The following is a 16,696-nucleotide window of genomic DNA, read 5'->3' on the forward strand; positions in this document are numbered from 1 at the left end:
CGAACAAGTCTACGAGGGACCACGGACATCGGCTCCGACTCCCGGTTCTGCTCCCTCTGGGTCCGTTCGCGTCGGTTCGGCATCCGCCCGTCTCGCAGCCCACAGTGCGAGCAGCACTCCTGCGACGAGGACGGCAGCGGCGATCGGAGCGAACCACGCTGTTCCGTCGTCGACCCCGCGCGGAGCGAGCAACCACATCGCGAACACCAACGGCTGCGACAGGAGCTGCACGACGACGAAGCGCAGAAGAGTCGGTCGGAGCACCCGCAGCGCGAGGCGCGATCTCATCGGCACGACCAGGCTGATCGAGGCGAGGACGTGGACGGCGTGCACGAGCAGGAGCGCGAGAGCCGTCCGGCCCGGAGACGGCTCCGTGAGGATCACCCCGAACGGGAGGCAAGCCGCAGCGGCCCACGCCGCGAGCGTGGGAGGGATGACGGCGGAGACCACGGCCGCGACCACCGCGATCCCCTGCCAGAGAGGGAACGGGATCAGCGTCACCGCGCCGACCCACACGACGCCGACGACGAGCAGCCGTATCGTCATCCCCGGTACGGCACCCGGTACCCGGATTCGGCGGACCGCGGCACTCATCGGCGCACGGCCCTCATCCGCTGCTGGCGAAGCGCCGTCAGTCGCATCTCGGCGTCGACGTCGGGCGCCGCCCACGGCACCACCTCGATGCCCGTATGGCGCAGCTCGGTCAGGATGTCGGTCCGTTCCGCGAGGACGGTGCGCAACGCGATGCGCTGCTCCCGAGTGAGCCGCGACTCGTCCGGCGTCGGGAGCACGTCCACCGCGACGACCGCGTGGCCGGCGGAGCGCCATCTCGTGGCCAGCTGAGCGGCCACCCCGTCGAAGAAGGTCGACAGCACGAACACGATGGACCCCGAGGGGACGACGGGCGAACGGCGATATGCCGAGCCGTCGGTGCTCGGCCCGGTCGCGGCGATGACATCGCGCAGCCTGGCGAGGTGTCGTGCTCCTCCCCCGGAAGGAATGCTCCGGCCCCCGCTCGACAGCGCGTGGTAGGCGACCCTGTCCCCCTCACCGATGGCCGAGGCTGCGATCGACAGCGCCGCTTCGCGGGCGAGATCCAACGAGGTCGCACCGGACCGGTCGGGGGCGTCGGCACCCCAGCCCGCCACGACCGCACCGAGATCCTCTGCGGTGTCGATGGCGATGACGACCGACGAGTCGCTCAGAGTGTTGTTGCGGCGCACGAGGAGCTCACCGGGCCGCCGGGCGGCCCGGGCGGTGGCACGCCAGTCGACGCGGCGCAGTTCGTCGCCCGGCGCGAACGGATGGATGTCGCGGAAGTCGCCGCCCTGTCCCGGCCGCGCCCCCTCGTGTGCGCCGTGAAGGCCTGAGAGCCGCGGTGCCACCGGCAACCGCCCGAGACGACGAACCCGGGGCGGCGTCTTCCACCGGATCCCCACGCGCGGAGCCTCATCGGTGATCCATGCGCCGTCCTGCGCCACGCACCGAGCGGTCATGCTCAGCAGGTCCAGCGGGCCCGAGTGCTGCAGGCGCGTCCGCGCAGTGAGGACCGAGGGCCCCGCCACGACGTCAGCGAGTCGCTGGGGTCCACTGTCCTGTTCGACCGCGAGCTGTACCCAGTCAGCGTCGACGTGGACGTCGACCTCGGCGCAAGCCTCCGATCGCTCCCCGTCCTCACCGAGCTGCGCACGTACTTCCACCCGCAGCTCCGCCGTGGCGGGCCGGCGTATCAGCATCCACGCCGTCGTCAGCGCGAGTGGAAGTCCGATGCCGACCACATCCGGCCGCGAGAAAGCGAGCCCGACGGCGACGAGCAGCGCGGCTCCGGACAGGCCGATCGCGACGACGGGTGTCCGCCGCCACGGGAGCGTCGCGCGCTCGGTGACGCGGATCGGATCGGTCATCGCACCGCGGAGACTGTCGGCGGCACCGAGGTCTTGGCGACGACCGACGCGACCACCGAACGGGGATCCACGCCCTGCGCCCAGGCTTGCGGAGTGAGGGTGAGGCGATGCGCCAGCACGGGCTCCGCGATGCGTTTGATGTCGTCCGGTCGCACATACGCCCGTCCCTCCAGCGCAGCGAGAGCGCGTCCGAGCAGCACCAGCGACTGCGAACCGCGTGGAGAGGCGCCCACCGACACATTCGTCGCCTCGCGCGTGCCGCGGACCAGCTCGACGCAGTAGCGGGCGACGTCCTCGTCGACGTGGATCCGCTCCACCGCTCGTTGGATCGCCAGCAGGCCTTCGGCGTCGACGACCGGCTCGATGGATACATCCGGCGACTGCCGTCGCACGCGGTCCAGGATGATGCGGGTTTCGTCGGCTTCCGCGGGGTAGCCGATCGAGAGCCGTACCATGAAGCGGTCGAGCTGAGCCTCGGGAAGCGCGTACGTTCCCTCGTACTCGATCGGATTCGACGTGGCGATGACGTGGAACGGCCGGGGCAGCGGGAAGCTGTTCCCCTCGACGGTGACCTGATGCTCGGCCATCGCCTCGAGCATCGCCGACTGCGTCTTGGGGGTGGTGCGGTTGATCTCGTCCGCCAGCAGCAGCCCGGTGAAGATGGGCCCGGGCCGGAATTGGAACTCGCCCGTCGCCGGAGCATAGACGTACGACCCGGTGACATCTCCGGGGAGCATGTCCGGCGTGCACTGCAATCGGCGGAAGTCCAGGCCCAGCGCGGAGGCCAGGCTCCGCGCGGCGAGTGTCTTGCCGAGCCCAGGGACATCTTCGAACAGCACGTGGCCTCCGGCGAAGATCGCGGCCAGGGCGATCGTCAGGGGCTCGTCCATTCCGACGACGGCGGTGCCGACGCTCTCCCGCACGCGGCGGCCGAGAGCGGCGATCCGTGTGATCTCATCCGTGTTCATCGGTTCTCCTCTGTTCCGGCCTCGCGGCGGTCTTCGGCTCTGTGTTCGCGGCGGAGTCGTCGGCGATGCGCTCGACCGCATCGAGGACCTGTTCGAGATCGGCGGCGTGAACCTCGCGCTTGTGCAGCGCGTCACGCACGCCCCGCCCGAGAAGTGCGTCGATCATCGCGTAGTGGGAGGGATCGTCGAGGTCGAGACCCCGGAGTGCCAGTCGGCGCCGCAGCACGTTCTGCACTCGACGAACGACCACATGCCCGGCGAGGCCCGTGCGCGAGTTGATCGACCAGGCGAGACGCGACACCTCGGAGCCGCGCTCTGCGCGTCGGCGCCGCTCCGGAGGCCAGATGGAACCCTCTTCGAAGAAGACCTGGCGACTCACGAGCGCGGTCGTCAGGACGAGCAGCAGCCAGGAGACGGCGAACATCACCGGCGCGCCGATCACGACGAGCAGCACGAGGACCACTGCCGCGACCACTACCCCGATCCCGACGAGGATGAGCCGCCCCGTCATCGCCACCCCGCCTGGATGCCGCGCAGACAGGACGCTGCCGTGGCGCGGTCGTGTTCGCCTGCGACGAGACCGCCGAAACGGACCTGCTCGTACAGTCCGAGCAGCGTGATGACTTCGGCGGCGATGCCCTCTCGCCGTCCGAGGATCCGGACGGTGAACTCGGACGGCGTCTCGTTGGGCGCGCGACCGGCACCGGCATCCGCCGCCGATTCCTCCAGGCCGACCCAGGCCGCGACGATGCTGTCTCCCGGTTCCGGGTCGAGGTCGATCGCCCGCAGCGCTTGATCAATCCCTCGTCGGATGGTCGTCGTGTCCGGCTCGGCTTCCACCTCGGTGGCGCCGATGGCCGATGCATCGATGTCGGCGCCGTCGCGCTGTGCGAACGGTCGATCCCGCCAGAGACCACGCAGGTGGCGGATCAGCATCCTCGCGCCGAAGAACAGCAGCGTCAGGACCGCGATCGCGACGAGGGTCGCCATGATCGCGCCGATGACGTCACGCAGCGGAGAATCCTCGGGCTCCTGGATGGGCACGGGCGGCGTCGCACCGGGTGCGGGTTCGCCGGTCACCCCGTCGACCGGGTCCGCACCGTTGCCCGGTAGCGGGCGGAATCGCGGAAGACCCTGGTGCGCGGCGACGAACATCAGGATCGTGAACAGACCGGCAAGGATGACGAGCGGCAGCAGAACACGGACTGCGCGAGAGCCGCCGACGCGCCGATCCCCGGAAACCGGGGATTCGTGGCGCGACATGACTCCACCATAGGACGGAGATCCCGGCGAGTCGCTCCCTGGCGCGCTCAGCGGCCGGGATCGCTCGGGTTCAGCCGAGGTCCGAGCGCCGTCCGGCGAACGGGCCGAGGCCGTCGCGGAGCGCCGCGATCTCGTCGATGCCCATGCCGACCGCCGCCATGACCTGATGAGGAACATCGACGGCACGCTCGCGCAGCGCCGCGCCTGCCGCTGTCAGCGTGATCTCCAGTCGCCGCTCGTCCTCATTGCTCCGCTGCCGGGCCACGAGACCTTCTGCTTCGAGCCGCTTCACCAGCGGCGACGCGGTCGCAGGTTCCAGTGCGAGATCCAGGGCGAGGTCGTTCAGCGTCCGCGGCGCCTTCTCCCACAGTGCGAGCATCACGAGGTATTGCGGGTGCGTGAGGCCCAGGGGCTCGAGGATGGGGCGGTAGAGGGCGACGACGTTTCGTGCCGCAGTCACCAGGGCGAAGCACAGCTGGTTCTCCAGCTTGAGCAGGTCGTCTGTAGCCGTCACACGGAAAACTATACATCTGCACTAATCGTTAGTACACTAAGCAACATGGCACAGGACTCTGACCGCCCGCCCCTTCGCACCCGCATCCGCGAGGCCGGTGGCCTCTACTCCTGGGTGAACACGAACCTCATCCGGTTCGCCGGCCCCGCCTCCGTCGGCCCGTACGAGAAGACTCCTCCGCCGAGCCCAGCAGAGCGCGCCGAACGCGCGTGTCCGCTGTGCGGTGCGCCGATGACCCAGCACGAGATCGACCGATCGGGACCGAAGCCGCTGATGCACTGCCCCTAGGCCAGTCTGAGCCGAGAGTGCCGGGCGTCGAACGGTAGTCTTCCCGCCCGACGCCCGCGGCCTCGCCTATGCGTGCCCCGCGCGTTCCATCGCCCGGAGCTCCTTCTTCAAGTCCTGCACCTCGTCGCGCAGGCGTCCGGCGAGTTCGAACTTGAGCTCCGCCGCCGCCGCGAGCATCTGATCGGACAGATCCTGGATCGTTGCTTCGAGCTGCTGCGCACCCTCGGCCGCGATACCGGTGCGGCGCAGGTTGGGCGTCGGGGACTTGCCCTTCCCCGATGCGCGGCCGCGCCCCGACATCATCTCCGCGGTGTCTGCACCTTCGCGGGCGAGCACCTCGGTGATGTCGGCGATGCGCTTGCGGAGAGGCTGCGGGTCGATGCCGTGCTCCTTGTTGTACGCGACCTGCTTCTCGCGACGACGGTCGGTCTCCTCGATCGCTTTCGCCATCGAGTCCGTCATCTTGTCGGCGTACATGTGCACCTCGCCCGAGACGTTTCGAGCGGCGCGACCGATGGTCTGGATGAGCGACGTCCCCGATCGCAGGAAGCCCTCCTTATCGGCGTCCAGGATCGCCACGAGGGAGACCTCCGGAAGATCGAGGCCTTCACGCAGCAGGTTGATGCCGACCAGCACGTCGTACACGCCGGCACGAAGCTCGCTGAGGAGTTCGACACGTCGCAGAGTGTCGACGTCGGAATGCAGGTATCGCACGCGTACCCCGTGCTCACCGAGGAAGTCGGTCAGCTCCTCGGCCATCTTCTTCGTGAGGGTCGTGACGAGAACGCGCTCGTCCCGCTCGACGCGCACGCGGATCTCCTCGAGCAGGTCGTCGATCTGACCCTTCGACGGCTTGACCACGATGTGCGGGTCGACCAGGCCGGTCGGACGGATGATCTGCTCGACGATGCCGTCGGCGATCCCCATCTCGTACTTGCCGGGGGTGGCCGACAGGTACACGGTCTGTCCGATCCTGTTCTTGAACTCGTCCCATCGGAGCGGCCGGTTGTCCATCGCGCTCGGAAGCCGGAAGCCGTGGTCGACGAGGGTGCGCTTGCGGGAGGCATCTCCCTCGTACATCGCGCCGATCTGCGGCACCGTGACATGCGACTCGTCGATCACCAGGAGGAAGTCATCGGGGAAGAAGTCGAGGAGTGTGTGCGGTGGCTCCCCGGGCATGCGCCCGTCCATGTGACGCGAGTAGTTCTCGATTCCCGAGCAGAAGCCCAGCTGCTGCAGCATCTCGAGGTCGAAGGTGGTGCGCATGCGCAGACGCTGTGCCTCGAGGAGTTTTCCCTGCCGCTCGAACTCGGCCAGACGCTCCTCCAGCTCGTGCTCGATCGTGCCGATGGATCGCTGGATCACGTCGGTGCCGGCCACGTAGTGGGACGCCGGGAAGATGGGGACGGCGTCGAGCTTCTCGATGACCTCTCCGGTGAGCGGGTGGAGTGAGTAGAGGGCCTCGATCTCGTCGCCGAACAGCTCGATGCGGATGGCGTGCTCTTCGTAGACGGGGATGATCTCGATCGTGTCGCCGCGCACCCGGAAGTTGCCGCGCGAGAAGTCGACGTCGTTGCGGTTGTACTGCATCGCGATGAACTGGCGGATCAGCGCGTCGCGGTCGTACCGCTCGCCCACCTGCAGGGCCACCATGGCGCGCAGGTACTCCTCGGGAGCTCCGAGTCCGTAGATGCACGACACCGTCGAGACCACGATCACGTCGCGACGACTGAGCAGCGAGTTGGTCGTCGAGTGCCGCAGCCGCTCGACCTCCGAGTTGATCGACGAGTCCTTCTCGATGAAGGTGTCGGTCTGCGGGACGTAGGCCTCGGGCTGGTAGTAGTCGTAGTACGAGACGAAGTACTCGACGGCGTTGTTCGGCATGAGCTCGCGGAATTCGTTGGCCAGTTGGGCTGCGAGCGTCTTGTTGTGCGCCAGCACGAGGGTCGGCCGCTGCACCTGCTCGACGAGCCAGGCCGTCGTCGCCGACTTACCGGTACCCGTCGCGCCGAGCAGCACGACGTCGGTCTCGCCCGCGTTGATGCGCGCCGCCAGGTCGGCGATCGCCTGCGGCTGGTCGCCGGCAGGCTCGTACTCGCTGATGACCTCGAAGGGGCGGACACTGCGCGTGGGTTGCATACCTCCAGCGTATGCCGCCCCTCCGACATCGAGGCCGTCAGGCGACGATGGTGGCCGTCTTCGCCGACGGCTCCGACGACCAGGTGGTCGTGCCCCCACCCATGAGTCCCATCGTGGCCGTCGAGGTGAGCGTCCCGGCGGCGGAGCCGATCACGTTGAACGTCAGCGAGTCGCCGAAGCTCGCCGGCGTCTTCGTGAAGGTGAATGTCCGTGCGGAGGAACCGCCCGCAGGGACCGGAGTCCATGACCCGACGGACGGACCGGAGTCGAGCGTCACGGGTGCACTGAACTCGACGACGACCACGAGCGAAGCGCCGGCCGGAGGATTCACCCAATCGGGCTGGGACCGATAGCTGATCTGCGTGCTGAAGGTCGCTCTGAGCTCGCCGGCTGCGGGCACGAGCGACGTGTAGCCGCCCTGGGCTTCGGCGTCCCAATAGTAGTTCGCCAGATCGTTGCTGGTGTTGCTCCCGCTCGCTGCCGCCAGCGGCAATGCCACCGCTGCGGCGATCACCGGCACCGACCAGGCTGCGCCCGCCACGAGGGTCCGACGCGAGATTCCGCGGTTGTCCTGAGTCACTTCTCCACTCCCCAGAGCGCGCGGAAAAGCTATCCCCCAGCAGACCATCCCCTGGTGCGTCCCCACGCCCACAACCAGAATACCAGCGACGCCCAGCCCCCCTGAGCGGGACGCCGGCCACCGATGCACCCGCATCCCGAAGCGCGCCCGGAGACGGTCAGCCGCGCCGGATCCGCTCCCAGAGCGCGTCGACCTGCTCGTGCGTGTGCGCCAGGGTGCCTGCCGTGTCGATCACGACGTCCGCGATGGCGAGTCGCCTCTCGTCGGAGACCTGCGCATCGATCCGCTCCCGCGCAGCTTGCTCGTCCATGCCGCGCAGCTCGATCAGTCGTCGGAGCCGTTCCGACGCGGGTGCGTGCGCGACGACGATCAGGTCCCACGGGTCATCGACCCGCGCCTCGACGAGCAGGGGCACGTCGTACACGACCACGGCATCCTCATCCGCCGTGAACGCCGCGTCGAATCGGCGCTGCGACTCCTCTCGCACGGCCGGGTGCACGATCGCGTTCAACTGCCCGAGGAGCTCGGGGGCTCCAAAGACCTTCGTACCCAGGGCCGCTCGATCGAGCGCCCCCTCACCGTCGATCACCGATGCGCCGAACGTCTCCGCTATCCGCTCCAGCACCGGCGAGCCCGGCGCCTGCACGTCGCGGACGATCTGGTCGGCGTCGACGATCACCGCTCCGTGCTCCGCCAGTCGCCGGGCTATGGTCGATTTCCCCGACGCGATGCCGCCGGTGAGCGCGATGAGTGGCATCTCGCCAGTCTATGTTTCGATGAGGCCGGCGCTCAGCGGGCGAGCAGTTGACGCCGAGAGCTGATCACGCCGGTATCGAACCCCGCGAGGTGCAGACCGCCGTGGAACCGCGCGTGCTCGATCTTGATGCAGCGATCCATCACGACCGACAACCCGGCCGCCTCGGCGATCGCCGCCGCATCCTCGTTCCACGATCCCAGCTGCAGCCACAGTGTCTGCACCCCCGCGTCGATCGCCTCCTGCGCGACACCGGGCAGGTCATCGTGCCGGCGGAACACGTCCACGATGTCGGGGACGACGGGGAGGTCGCTCAGCGACGCATAGACCGGCTGCCCGAGGATCTCGGTCTCGCGCGGGTTGACGAGATAGACGTCGTACGACGTGCTGGAGAGCAGATAGGTCGCCACGAAGTACGACGCCCGTGCCGGATTGTTCGACGCTCCCACGATCGCGATCGACTTGGCGTTCCGGAGCAACCCGAAGCGCTCCTGCTGACTCGGCCCCGCCCAGGTCCGCTCGGGGTGAGCAGCGGGCGCGCCGGGCAGCGCGCAGGCGACCGCATCCACGACCACGGGCACGGGCACGGTGCAGGAGTCTCCGGGGGTCGTCTGCGTCTCGCTCATCGGTTCGCTCCCGTCGCCGTCGTGAGGGCCTGGTCGAGGTCCCAGATGATGTCCTCGGCGTCTTCGAGGCCCACCGAGATGCGGATCAGGTCGGGGCGCACACCGGCGGCGACGAGCTGCGCCTCGGTGAGTTGGCGGTGCGTCGTCGAGGCCGGGTGGATCACGAGTGTGCGGGCATCGCCGATGTTCGCGAGGTGCGAGGCGAGCTGCAGGTTCTCGATCAGCGCCTCCCCCGCTGCTCGACCGTCGTCCGCCGCGACGCCGAACGCGAAGACCGAGCCGGGGCCGAGCGGGAGGTACTTGGCCGCGCGCTCATGATGCGGATGCCCTTCGAGACCCGCCCACGTCACATAGGCGACACGAGGATCGGAGGCGAGCCAGTCGGCGACGACGCGGGCGTTCGCGAGGTGCGCGTCGATGCGCTGCGGCAGCGTCTCGATCCCCTGCAGCAGGTTGAAAGCCGACTGCGGACTGAGCGCCGGACCGATGTCGCGCAGCTGCTCCGAGCGCAGCTTGGTGAGGAACCCGTACACACCGAAGTTGTCCCACCACTTGATGCCACCGTAGGAGTCGACGGGTTCGGTCATCTGCGGGAACTTGCCGTTTCCCCAGTCGAACGTGCCCTTCTCGATGACGACGCCGCCGAGGGTCGTCCCGTGTCCGCCGAGGAACTTCGTCACGGAGTGGATCACGATGTCGGCACCGTGCTCGAGCGGCCGTGCCAGATACGGCGTGGCGAGCGTCGCATCCACCACGAGGGGGACCCCGGCCTCGTGGGCGACGGCGGCCAGCCCCTCGATGTCCGCGATCTCCCCGGACGGGTTGCCGATCATCTCGACGTAGACGACCTTGGTCTCCGGCCGGATGGCGGCCGCGTAGTCGGCGGGGTCGGTGGACGCGACGAACGTCGTCTCGACGCCGAACCGCCGCAGCGTCACGTCTAGTTGCGTCACCGTCCCGCCGTAGAGCTGTGCCGCTGCGACGACATGGTCACCCGCGCCGACGAGAGCCGCGAACGTGATGAACTCGGCACTCATCCCCGAGGCGGTCGCAACAGCGCCGATGCCGCCTTCGAGCGATGCCAGACGCTCCTCCAGTGCGGCGACAGTGGGGTTGCCGATGCGCGAGTAGATGTTGCCGTACTTCTGCAGGGCGAACAGGTTGCCGGCATCCGTCGCGTCCTCGAACACGAACGAGGTCGTCTGGTAGATCGGCACCGCCCGTGCACCGGTCGCCGCGTCGGGCGTGCCTCCGGCGTGCAGGGCCCTGGTGCGGAATCCGAAGCGGTGTTCTTCCGTCATGCTGTCCTCAGTTCGGCGGCGGTGAGCACGTCGGCGATGTCGTCGACGGCCCAGGGGTTCTGCAGCGAGGTGGTATCCCCGAGGGGGCCCGGCTCTCGTCCGGCTCTGCGATCCTGCTCGGCCTCCCACAACTGTGCCAGGAGTCTGCGCATGATCTTGCCCGAGCGGGTCTTCGGCAGATCGGGCACGATCACGATGTGGTTCGGCTTGGCGACGGGGCCGATGGCCTGGGAAACCTGCGCTCGTAGGTCGGAGGGCGTGATCTCGGCTCGGCCGGACGGGGTCACGAAGGCGACGACGGCCTGCCCTGTGACCGGATCGGACACGCCGGCAGACCCGGCCTCCCCCACGGTGTCGTGTGCGACCAGCGCTGATTCGATCTCGATCGTGGAGAGTCGGTGTCCGGAGACGTTCACGACGTCGTCGAGTCGGCCGAGGATCCAGATGTACCCGTCGGCATCCCGGGTCGCTCCGTCACCGGCCACGTAGAATCCCCCGTGCTCACCCCGACCCGCGAATGTCGACCAGTAGGCATCGCGATACCGCGCGGGGTCACCCCAGACCGTCCTGGCCATTCCGGGCCAGGGCCGGCGGACCACGAGGATTCCCGAGCGGCCGGGCGCGACCTCGTCGCCCCGCTCGTCCACCACGGCCACGTCGATACCGGGGAGCGGGACAGAGGCCGACCCCGGCTTGAGAGCAGTGACGCCCGGCAGCGGGGCGATCATCGCTGCGCCGGTCTCCGACTGCCACCAGGTGTCGATGACGGGCAGCTCGTCGCGGCCGAAGTTGTGCCGGAACCACACCCAGGCCTCCGGGTTGATCGCCTCGCCGACGGTGCCGAGCAGCCGCAGCGTGGAGAGGTCGTGTCCCGCGGGCAGCTCCGCCCCGAACCAGGTCATGAACGTGCGGATCAGCGTGGGCGCCGTGTAGTAGACGGTCACCCCGTAGCGCTCGATGATCTCGAGGTGCCGCTCCCGGTGCGGCGCGTCGGGTGTGCCCTCGTAGATGACCTGCGTGAGCCCGTTCGAGAGCGGACCGTAGATCTCGTAGGTGTGCGCCGTGACCCACGCGAGGTCTGCGGTGCACCAGTGCACGTCGTCGGGCTTCGCGTCGAAATGCGCCCAGTGCGCCCAGCTCGCCTGCGTGAGATACCCGCCGGACGTGTGCACCAGCCCCTTCGGCCTTCCCGTCGTGCCGGACGTGTAGATGATGAACAGCGGATGCTCGGCGTCGAACGAATCCGCTTCATGCACGGGCGAGGCCGTGTCGACGACGTCGTGCCACCACACGTCGCGACCTTCCGTCCACGGGACGTCTTGCCCCGTGCGACGCAGCACGAGCACGTGCTCGAGGGCGGGAAGATCCGCCGCGGCCGCATCAGCCGTCGACTTCACCTCGGTGGCGGTTCCGCGGCGATACTGACCGTCGCTGGTGACGAGCAGCTTCGCGCCGGTGTCGGCGAGACGGAAACGCACCGCTTCAGCGGAGAAGCCGCCGAACACGAGTGAGTGCACCGCGCCGATGCGCGCGCAGGCGAGAGTGATCACGATCGTCTCGACCAGCACAGGGAGGTAGATGACGACGCGGTCGCCGGGACGGATGCCGAGGGCGACGAGCGCGTTGGCGGCCTGCGACACGCGCTGCTGCAGATCGGCGTAGGTGACCGAGAGACGGTCGCCCGGCTCGCCCTCGAAGTGCAGAGCGACCTTGTCGCCGCGTCCGGCGAGCACATGGCGATCCACGCAGTTGACGGCCACGTTGAGCCTGCCGCCGAGGAACCAGCGGGCGGCCGGAACGGCGTCCCCGACCGGCGGATCCCACTCGTGGACTGCGTGCCACGGCTCGAACCAATCCAGCCGGCGCGCGGCCTCTTCCCAGAACGCGACGGGGTCGGCTGCCGCCCGCGCATAGGCCCCGGCAGTGACGTTCGCGTCCGTGAATCCAGCAGCCGGGTAGACGCGCGATTCCTGCAGTCGTGCCTCGGTCACGCTCACACCCACCGGCGCAGCAGGTACTTCTCGACCAGCACGAGGACCGCGTTGGTGAGCGTTCCCAGAACTGCGAGCAGCACGATGGAGAGCAGGATGCGGTCGACGCGGCCACTGTTCTGCGAGTCGGTCAGCAGGAATCCGAGGCCCATGGACGACGCGATGAGCTCGGCGGCAACGAGGAACAGCCACGCCTGCGCGAGGGCGAGACGCAGACCCGAGACGACAGACGGCACGACCGCCGGCAGCTGCACGATGCGGAACAGCGACCAGCCCCGCAGGCTGAACGATCGACCGGCCTCGACGAGCTGCGGATCCACATGCCGGAGCGCCGAAGCGACCGTCGTGTAGACGGGGAAGAACGCGCCGATCGCGATCAGCGTGACCTTCGACTCCTCGCCGATTTGCATCCAGAGGATGAGGAGCGGCACCCAGGCGAGTGACGGTACTGCGCGAAGCGCGGCGAGGGTCGGGCTGAGGAGCACATCCCCCAGTCGCGAGAGTCCGACGACGCCGGCGACCGCGAGCCCGATGACGGATCCGATCGCGAAGCCGAGCAGCACACGCTGCACGGAGATCGCGATATGCGTCCAGAGCTGTCCGGTCTCGGCCAGCTCCACTCCCGCCTGGAACACCGACGCCGGTGTGGGCAGGCGGTACGGCGGCACCATCCCGCTGGTCGTCACGACCTGCCAGGCCACCAGGATGATCACGGGCAGCAGGAGCCCGGCGATGATCCGCACGCCCGGCCGATCCCACGAGCGCCGAGCCGCGGCATCGGGACGCCGGTAGCGGCCCTTCGCGAAGTCGAGCGCGTCCCGGGACTCCTCGGGAACGATCAGTCGGTCGGGAATCGTCACTCGCCGTCGACCGCCTTCTTCGCGAACGTGTCGTTCACGATCGACGACAGCGCCTTGTCGACGGAGCCCTTGCCGCCCTGCACGTCACCGGATTCGACGAGCACAGGCGCGATCTTCTTGAGCACCGCGATCTGGTCGTCACCGGGGATGCCGCTCACGTCGAGGTTCGAGCGCTCCTCGATCACTGTGGTGGCGACGTCCGGGTCGATGCCGGCGACCTCGGCGAGCAGCGCGGCGGTCTCCTCGGGGTTCTCGAGCGCCCACTCGCGGGCCTGCTCGTACGCGTCGACGACGGCCTGCGCCAGGTCGGGGTGGTTGGTGATGAAGTCCTCGGTCGCGTTCAAGAAGCCGTAGGTGTTGAAGTCGACGTTGCGGTAGATGAGCTTGTCGCCCGACTCCACCTCGGCCGCGGCCATGATGGGGTCGAGCCCCGACCAGGCGTCCACCGAGCCACCGTCGAGCGCAGCCCGGCCGTCGGCGTGCTGCAGGTTCTGCACCTCCACGTCGGAGAGCGACAGGCCCCCCTCTTCCAGCGCCTGCAGCAGGAAGAAGTACGGGTCGGTGCCCTTGGTGGCCGCGATCGATGCGCCCTTGAGGTCTTCGACCGACGTGATGTCGCTGTCCGGGCCGACGACGATGGCTGCCCACTCGGGCTGCGAGAAGATGTCGATGACCTGGATGGGCGAGCCGTTCGCGCGGGCGAGCAGCGCAGCCGATCCTGCCGTCGAGCCGACGTCGACAGAGCCGGAGCGCAGCAGTTCGTTGGCCTTGTTCGAGCCGGCGGACTGCACCCACTCGACCTCGACGCCATCGCCGAGGATCTCCTCGAGGATGCCCTGATCCTTGATCACCAGGCTCAGCGGGTTGTAGGTGGCGAAGTCGATCGACAGGGTGTCGGATGACCACTCCGTCGCACCGGAGGTGGGCTTCGTGTCGGCTGCCCCGGCGTTCTCCCCCGCCACGCAGCCGGTCGCGACGAGCATCATCGTCCCGGCGATCGCGATCGCGGGGATGATTCGGCGGGTGGTGGTGCTCATCGGGACTCCTCGGTGATGCGGTGGTGGGTGTCGACGCCGAGGCCTTCGAGAAGGTCGGCGCGCAGGTCGGCGAGGCCGCGGTCTGCGCGGTCGCGGGGGCGGACGCCCGGCACGGAGATGGTGCGGGCGACGGACGGTTCGCCGTCGCCTCCCGTGTCATCCAGGGTCCGCAGGAGCAGCACGCGGTCGGCGAGGTAGAGCGCCTCTTCGACATCGTGGGTGACCAGCAGGATCGTAGTGGGCTCCGCAGAATGGATCTTCAGCAGCAGGTCGTGCATGCGCAGGCGCGTCAGCGCGTCAAGCGCGCCGAACGGTTCGTCGAGCAGCAGAACACCGGGGTTTCGGGCGAGAGCCCTGGCAAGGGAGGCGCGCTGGGCCATACCGCCGGAGACCTCGCGCGGGCGCTGGTCGGCCGCGTGCTGGAGTCCCACGAGGTGCAGCAGTTCGTGCACTCGCTCGCGGCCGACTCGGCGGGCAGTGCCTCGCGGCAACCCCAGCTCGACGTTCTGGGCGATGGTGCGCCATGGGAGCAGTCGCGGCTCCTGGAAGGCGATCGCGGTCCGATCGTCCACGTCGGCGACGCCGATGTCGTCGAGGAGGATGCGTCCACGCGTCGGAGCATCGAGTCCGCCGACGAGCCGGAGGAGGGTGGACTTCCCGCACCCGGAGGGGCCGACGACCGCGAGGATCTCCCCTGCGGCGATCTCGAGATCGATGCCGCGGAGCACGTCCCGACGACCGCGCGGCAACGCGAAGGAACGCTCGATCCCGTCGAGTCGGACGGTCTGCGCTGTGCCTGCCGACGACGAAGCGCCGGCGGTGCGCGACGCAGGCAGCAGAGCAGTCATATCCCCATGGTGGCGGGGTGGCTCGATTGTTACGAATGCCGTCGTAATGTTCCGTCACGCAGCGGAAGCAGCACCCAGGAAACGCGAAACGGGCCGCCACTCCCGCCCGAAGGCGAGGTGGCGACCCGTTTCAGAGTGCTGCTTAAGCGTTGCCGCCCGAGAGCTTCTCGCGCAGAGCCGCGAGAGCCTCGTCGTCCGCGAGGGTGCCGGCGCCGGCAACCTCGCTGGTGAAGGACTGGCCGCCGCCGAAGTCTTCGCCGGCTGCTGCCTCGGCCTCGGCCGCCTTGACGACCTGAGCCTTGTGCGCCTCCCAGCGAGCCTGGGCCGCAGCGTACTCCTGCTCCCATGCCTCGCGCTGGGCGTCGAAGCCTTCCTTCCACGCACCGGTCTCGGCGTCGAAGCCCTCCGGGTACTTGTACTCGCCGTTCTCGTCGTACTCGGCGAGCATGCCGTACAGGGCCGGGTCGAACTCGGTGCCGTTGGGGTCGACCGACTCGTTGGCCTGCTTCAGCGACAGCGAGATGCGACGACGCTCGAGGTCGATGTCGATGACCTTGACGAAGACCTCTTCGCCGACCGACACGACCTGCTCAGCCAGCTCGACGTGCTTGCTGGAGAGCTCGGAGATGTGGACGAGGCCCTCGATGCCGTCTGCGACGCGGACGAACGCACCGAACGGAACGAGCTTGGTGACCTTACCCGGCGTGACCTGACCGATCGCGTGGGTACGGGCGAAGACCTGCCACGGGTCCTCCTGCGTCGCCTTCAGCGACAGGGAGACGCGCTCGCGGTCGAGGTCGACCTCGAGGATCTCGACGGTGACCTCCTGGCCGACCTCGACGACCTCGGAGGCGTGCTCGATGTGCTTCCAGGACAGCTCGGAGACGTGCACGAGGCCGTCCACGCCGCCCAGGTCGACGAACGCACCGAAGTTGACGATCGACGACACGACACCCTTGCGGACCTGACCCTTGTGCAGGTTGTTCAGGAACGTGGTGCGCGACTCCGACTGCGTCTGCTCGAGCAGCGCGCGGCGGCTGAGGACGACGTTGTTGCGGTTCTTGTCGAGCTCGAGGATCTTGGCCTCGATCTCCTGGCCGAGGTACGGCGTGAGGTCACGGACGCGACGCAGCTCGATGAGCGACGCCGGCAGGAAGCCACGGAGTCCGATGTCGACGATGAGTCCACCCTTGACGACCTCGATGACCGTACCGGTGACGACGCCGTCGTTCTCCTTGATCTTCTCGACGTCTCCCCAGGCACGCTCATACTGTGCGCGCTTCTTGGAGAGGATCAGACGGCCTTCCTTGTCCTCCTTCTGGAGAACGAGGGCCTCGACCAGGTCGCCGACAGCGACGACCTCGTTGGGGTCGACGTCGTGCTTGATCGAGAGCTCGCGCGAGGGGATGACACCCTCGGTCTTGTAGCCGACATCGAGGAGAACCTCATCGCGGTCGATCTTGACGATCGTGCCTTCGATGATGTCGCCGTCGTTGAAGAACTTCAGGGTCTTCTCGACCGCGGCCAGGAAGTCCTCAGCAGATCCGATGTCGTTGATGGCGACCTGCTTGGTGGCCGGGGCGGTCGTTGCGGTAGTCATGTAGTGGGTTGTCCTTGTTGAAT

General features: G+C 68.4%; 17 protein-coding genes. 1 reads left to right on the forward strand and 16 read right to left on the reverse strand.

The features are described from left to right. Positions 1 to 9 precede the first annotated feature (9 nt). The 6 genes from ACFC14_RS16415 to ACFC14_RS16440 all read right to left on the reverse strand — a co-directional run bounded on the left by ACFC14_RS16415 (position 10) and on the right by ACFC14_RS16440 (position 4,649). Positions 10 to 546, reverse strand: coding sequence for a hypothetical protein (locus ACFC14_RS16415; RefSeq protein WP_376106713.1), 537 nt, complete (start codon positions 544 to 546; stop codon positions 10 to 12). Positions 547 to 590: 44 nt separating this feature from the next. After that, the gene (locus tag ACFC14_RS16420; protein ID WP_376106716.1) at positions 591 to 1,904 is read right to left on the reverse strand and encodes a DUF58 domain-containing protein; all 1,314 of its coding nucleotides are present in this window, start codon (positions 1,902 to 1,904) and stop codon (positions 591 to 593) included. After that, positions 1,901 to 2,872 carry an AAA family ATPase gene (locus ACFC14_RS16425; RefSeq protein ID WP_376106718.1) on the reverse strand — a complete coding sequence of 324 codons (972 nt, stop codon included), beginning with the start codon at positions 2,870 to 2,872 and terminating at the stop codon, positions 1,901 to 1,903. The genes ACFC14_RS16420 and ACFC14_RS16425 overlap by 4 nt, the downstream gene beginning before the upstream one ends. Beyond that, positions 2,859 to 3,383, reverse strand: coding sequence for a hypothetical protein (locus ACFC14_RS16430; protein ID WP_376106721.1), 525 nt, complete (start codon positions 3,381 to 3,383; stop codon positions 2,859 to 2,861). Before ACFC14_RS16430 ends, ACFC14_RS16425 begins: the two co-directional genes overlap by 14 nt. Beyond that, positions 3,380 to 4,135, reverse strand: coding sequence for a DUF4129 domain-containing protein (locus tag ACFC14_RS16435; RefSeq protein ID WP_376106724.1), 756 nt, complete (start codon positions 4,133 to 4,135; stop codon positions 3,380 to 3,382). Before ACFC14_RS16435 ends, ACFC14_RS16430 begins: the two co-directional genes overlap by 4 nt. Positions 4,136 to 4,205: 70 nt before the next feature. Then, positions 4,206 to 4,649, reverse strand: a complete 444-nt coding sequence (locus ACFC14_RS16440; protein ID WP_376106726.1) for a MarR family winged helix-turn-helix transcriptional regulator — start codon at positions 4,647 to 4,649, stop codon at positions 4,206 to 4,208. Between the two features lie 45 nt (positions 4,650 to 4,694). On the opposite strand from ACFC14_RS16440, the gene ACFC14_RS16445 reads away from it, so the two are divergent. Continuing rightward, positions 4,695 to 4,937, forward strand: a complete 243-nt coding sequence (locus ACFC14_RS16445; protein WP_376106729.1) for a hypothetical protein — start codon at positions 4,695 to 4,697, stop codon at positions 4,935 to 4,937. 66 nt (positions 4,938 to 5,003) lie between these two features. Here ACFC14_RS16445 and uvrB read toward each other — a convergent pair whose 3' ends face one another. From uvrB to rpsA, 10 genes are all read right to left on the reverse strand, one after another. Then, the gene (gene uvrB / locus ACFC14_RS16450; protein WP_136042142.1) at positions 5,004 to 7,076 is read right to left on the reverse strand and encodes an excinuclease ABC subunit UvrB; all 2,073 of its coding nucleotides are present in this window, start codon (positions 7,074 to 7,076) and stop codon (positions 5,004 to 5,006) included. Between the two features lie 37 nt (positions 7,077 to 7,113). Then, the gene (locus ACFC14_RS16455; protein ID WP_376106732.1) at positions 7,114 to 7,656 is read right to left on the reverse strand and encodes a hypothetical protein; all 543 of its coding nucleotides are present in this window, start codon (positions 7,654 to 7,656) and stop codon (positions 7,114 to 7,116) included. Positions 7,657 to 7,813: 157 nt separating this feature from the next. After that, positions 7,814 to 8,413, reverse strand: a complete 600-nt coding sequence (gene coaE / locus ACFC14_RS16460) for a dephospho-CoA kinase (protein ID WP_376106735.1) — start codon at positions 8,411 to 8,413, stop codon at positions 7,814 to 7,816. Between the two features lie 32 nt (positions 8,414 to 8,445). Continuing rightward, positions 8,446 to 9,036 carry a CoA-binding protein gene (locus tag ACFC14_RS16465; RefSeq protein WP_376106738.1) on the reverse strand — a complete coding sequence of 197 codons (591 nt, stop codon included), beginning with the start codon at positions 9,034 to 9,036 and terminating at the stop codon, positions 8,446 to 8,448. Next, positions 9,033 to 10,337, reverse strand: a complete 1,305-nt coding sequence (locus tag ACFC14_RS16470) for an O-acetylhomoserine aminocarboxypropyltransferase/cysteine synthase family protein (protein ID WP_376106741.1) — start codon at positions 10,335 to 10,337, stop codon at positions 9,033 to 9,035. The genes ACFC14_RS16465 and ACFC14_RS16470 overlap by 4 nt, the downstream gene beginning before the upstream one ends. Further along, the gene (acs, locus tag ACFC14_RS16475) at positions 10,334 to 12,334 is read right to left on the reverse strand and encodes an acetate--CoA ligase (protein WP_376107236.1); all 2,001 of its coding nucleotides are present in this window, start codon (positions 12,332 to 12,334) and stop codon (positions 10,334 to 10,336) included. Before acs ends, ACFC14_RS16470 begins: the two co-directional genes overlap by 4 nt. After that, positions 12,331 to 13,188, reverse strand: coding sequence for an ABC transporter permease (locus ACFC14_RS16480; RefSeq protein WP_376106744.1), 858 nt, complete (start codon positions 13,186 to 13,188; stop codon positions 12,331 to 12,333). Before ACFC14_RS16480 ends, acs begins: the two co-directional genes overlap by 4 nt. Then, on the reverse strand, positions 13,185 to 14,225 hold the full coding sequence (locus ACFC14_RS16485; protein ID WP_376106746.1) for an aliphatic sulfonate ABC transporter substrate-binding protein: 1,041 nt from the start codon (positions 14,223 to 14,225) through the stop codon (positions 13,185 to 13,187). Before ACFC14_RS16485 ends, ACFC14_RS16480 begins: the two co-directional genes overlap by 4 nt. After that, complete coding sequence (locus ACFC14_RS16490) at positions 14,222 to 15,073, reverse strand: ABC transporter ATP-binding protein (RefSeq protein ID WP_376106749.1); 852 nt, start codon at positions 15,071 to 15,073, stop codon at positions 14,222 to 14,224. The genes ACFC14_RS16485 and ACFC14_RS16490 overlap by 4 nt, the downstream gene beginning before the upstream one ends. Before the next feature lie 142 nt (positions 15,074 to 15,215). Beyond that, complete coding sequence (gene rpsA / locus ACFC14_RS16495; protein WP_105710170.1) at positions 15,216 to 16,673, reverse strand: 30S ribosomal protein S1; 1,458 nt, start codon at positions 16,671 to 16,673, stop codon at positions 15,216 to 15,218. Positions 16,674 to 16,696: the final 23 nt, after the last annotated feature.

This window comes from Microbacterium sp. NPDC055988, assembly GCF_042269505.1.
GTDB lineage: Bacteria > Actinomycetota > Actinomycetes > Actinomycetales > Microbacteriaceae > Microbacterium.

Coding starts and splice junctions, on each gene's coding strand:
- ACFC14_RS16415 (WP_376106713.1), bottom strand. CDS start 546: ATGACGATACGGCTGCTCGTCGTCGGCGTCGTGTGGGTCGGCGCGGTG.
- ACFC14_RS16420 (WP_376106716.1), bottom strand. CDS start 1,904: ATGACCGATCCGATCCGCGTCACCGAGCGCGCGACGCTCCCGTGGCGG.
- ACFC14_RS16425 (WP_376106718.1), bottom strand. CDS start 2,872: ATGAACACGGATGAGATCACACGGATCGCCGCTCTCGGCCGCCGCGTG.
- ACFC14_RS16430 (WP_376106721.1), bottom strand. CDS start 3,383: ATGACGGGGCGGCTCATCCTCGTCGGGATCGGGGTAGTGGTCGCGGCA.
- ACFC14_RS16435 (WP_376106724.1), bottom strand. CDS start 4,135: ATGTCGCGCCACGAATCCCCGGTTTCCGGGGATCGGCGCGTCGGCGGC.
- ACFC14_RS16445 (WP_376106729.1), top strand. CDS start 4,695: ATGGCACAGGACTCTGACCGCCCGCCCCTTCGCACCCGCATCCGCGAG.
- uvrB (WP_136042142.1), bottom strand. CDS start 7,076: ATGCAACCCACGCGCAGTGTCCGCCCCTTCGAGGTCATCAGCGAGTAC.
- coaE (WP_376106735.1), bottom strand. CDS start 8,413: ATGCCACTCATCGCGCTCACCGGCGGCATCGCGTCGGGGAAATCGACC.
- ACFC14_RS16465 (WP_376106738.1), bottom strand. CDS start 9,036: ATGAGCGAGACGCAGACGACCCCCGGAGACTCCTGCACCGTGCCCGTG.
- ACFC14_RS16470 (WP_376106741.1), bottom strand. CDS start 10,337: ATGACGGAAGAACACCGCTTCGGATTCCGCACCAGGGCCCTGCACGCC.
- ACFC14_RS16485 (WP_376106746.1), bottom strand. CDS start 14,225: ATGAGCACCACCACCCGCCGAATCATCCCCGCGATCGCGATCGCCGGG.
- ACFC14_RS16490 (WP_376106749.1), bottom strand. CDS start 15,073: ATGACTGCTCTGCTGCCTGCGTCGCGCACCGCCGGCGCTTCGTCGTCG.
- rpsA (WP_105710170.1), bottom strand. CDS start 16,673: ATGACTACCGCAACGACCGCCCCGGCCACCAAGCAGGTCGCCATCAAC.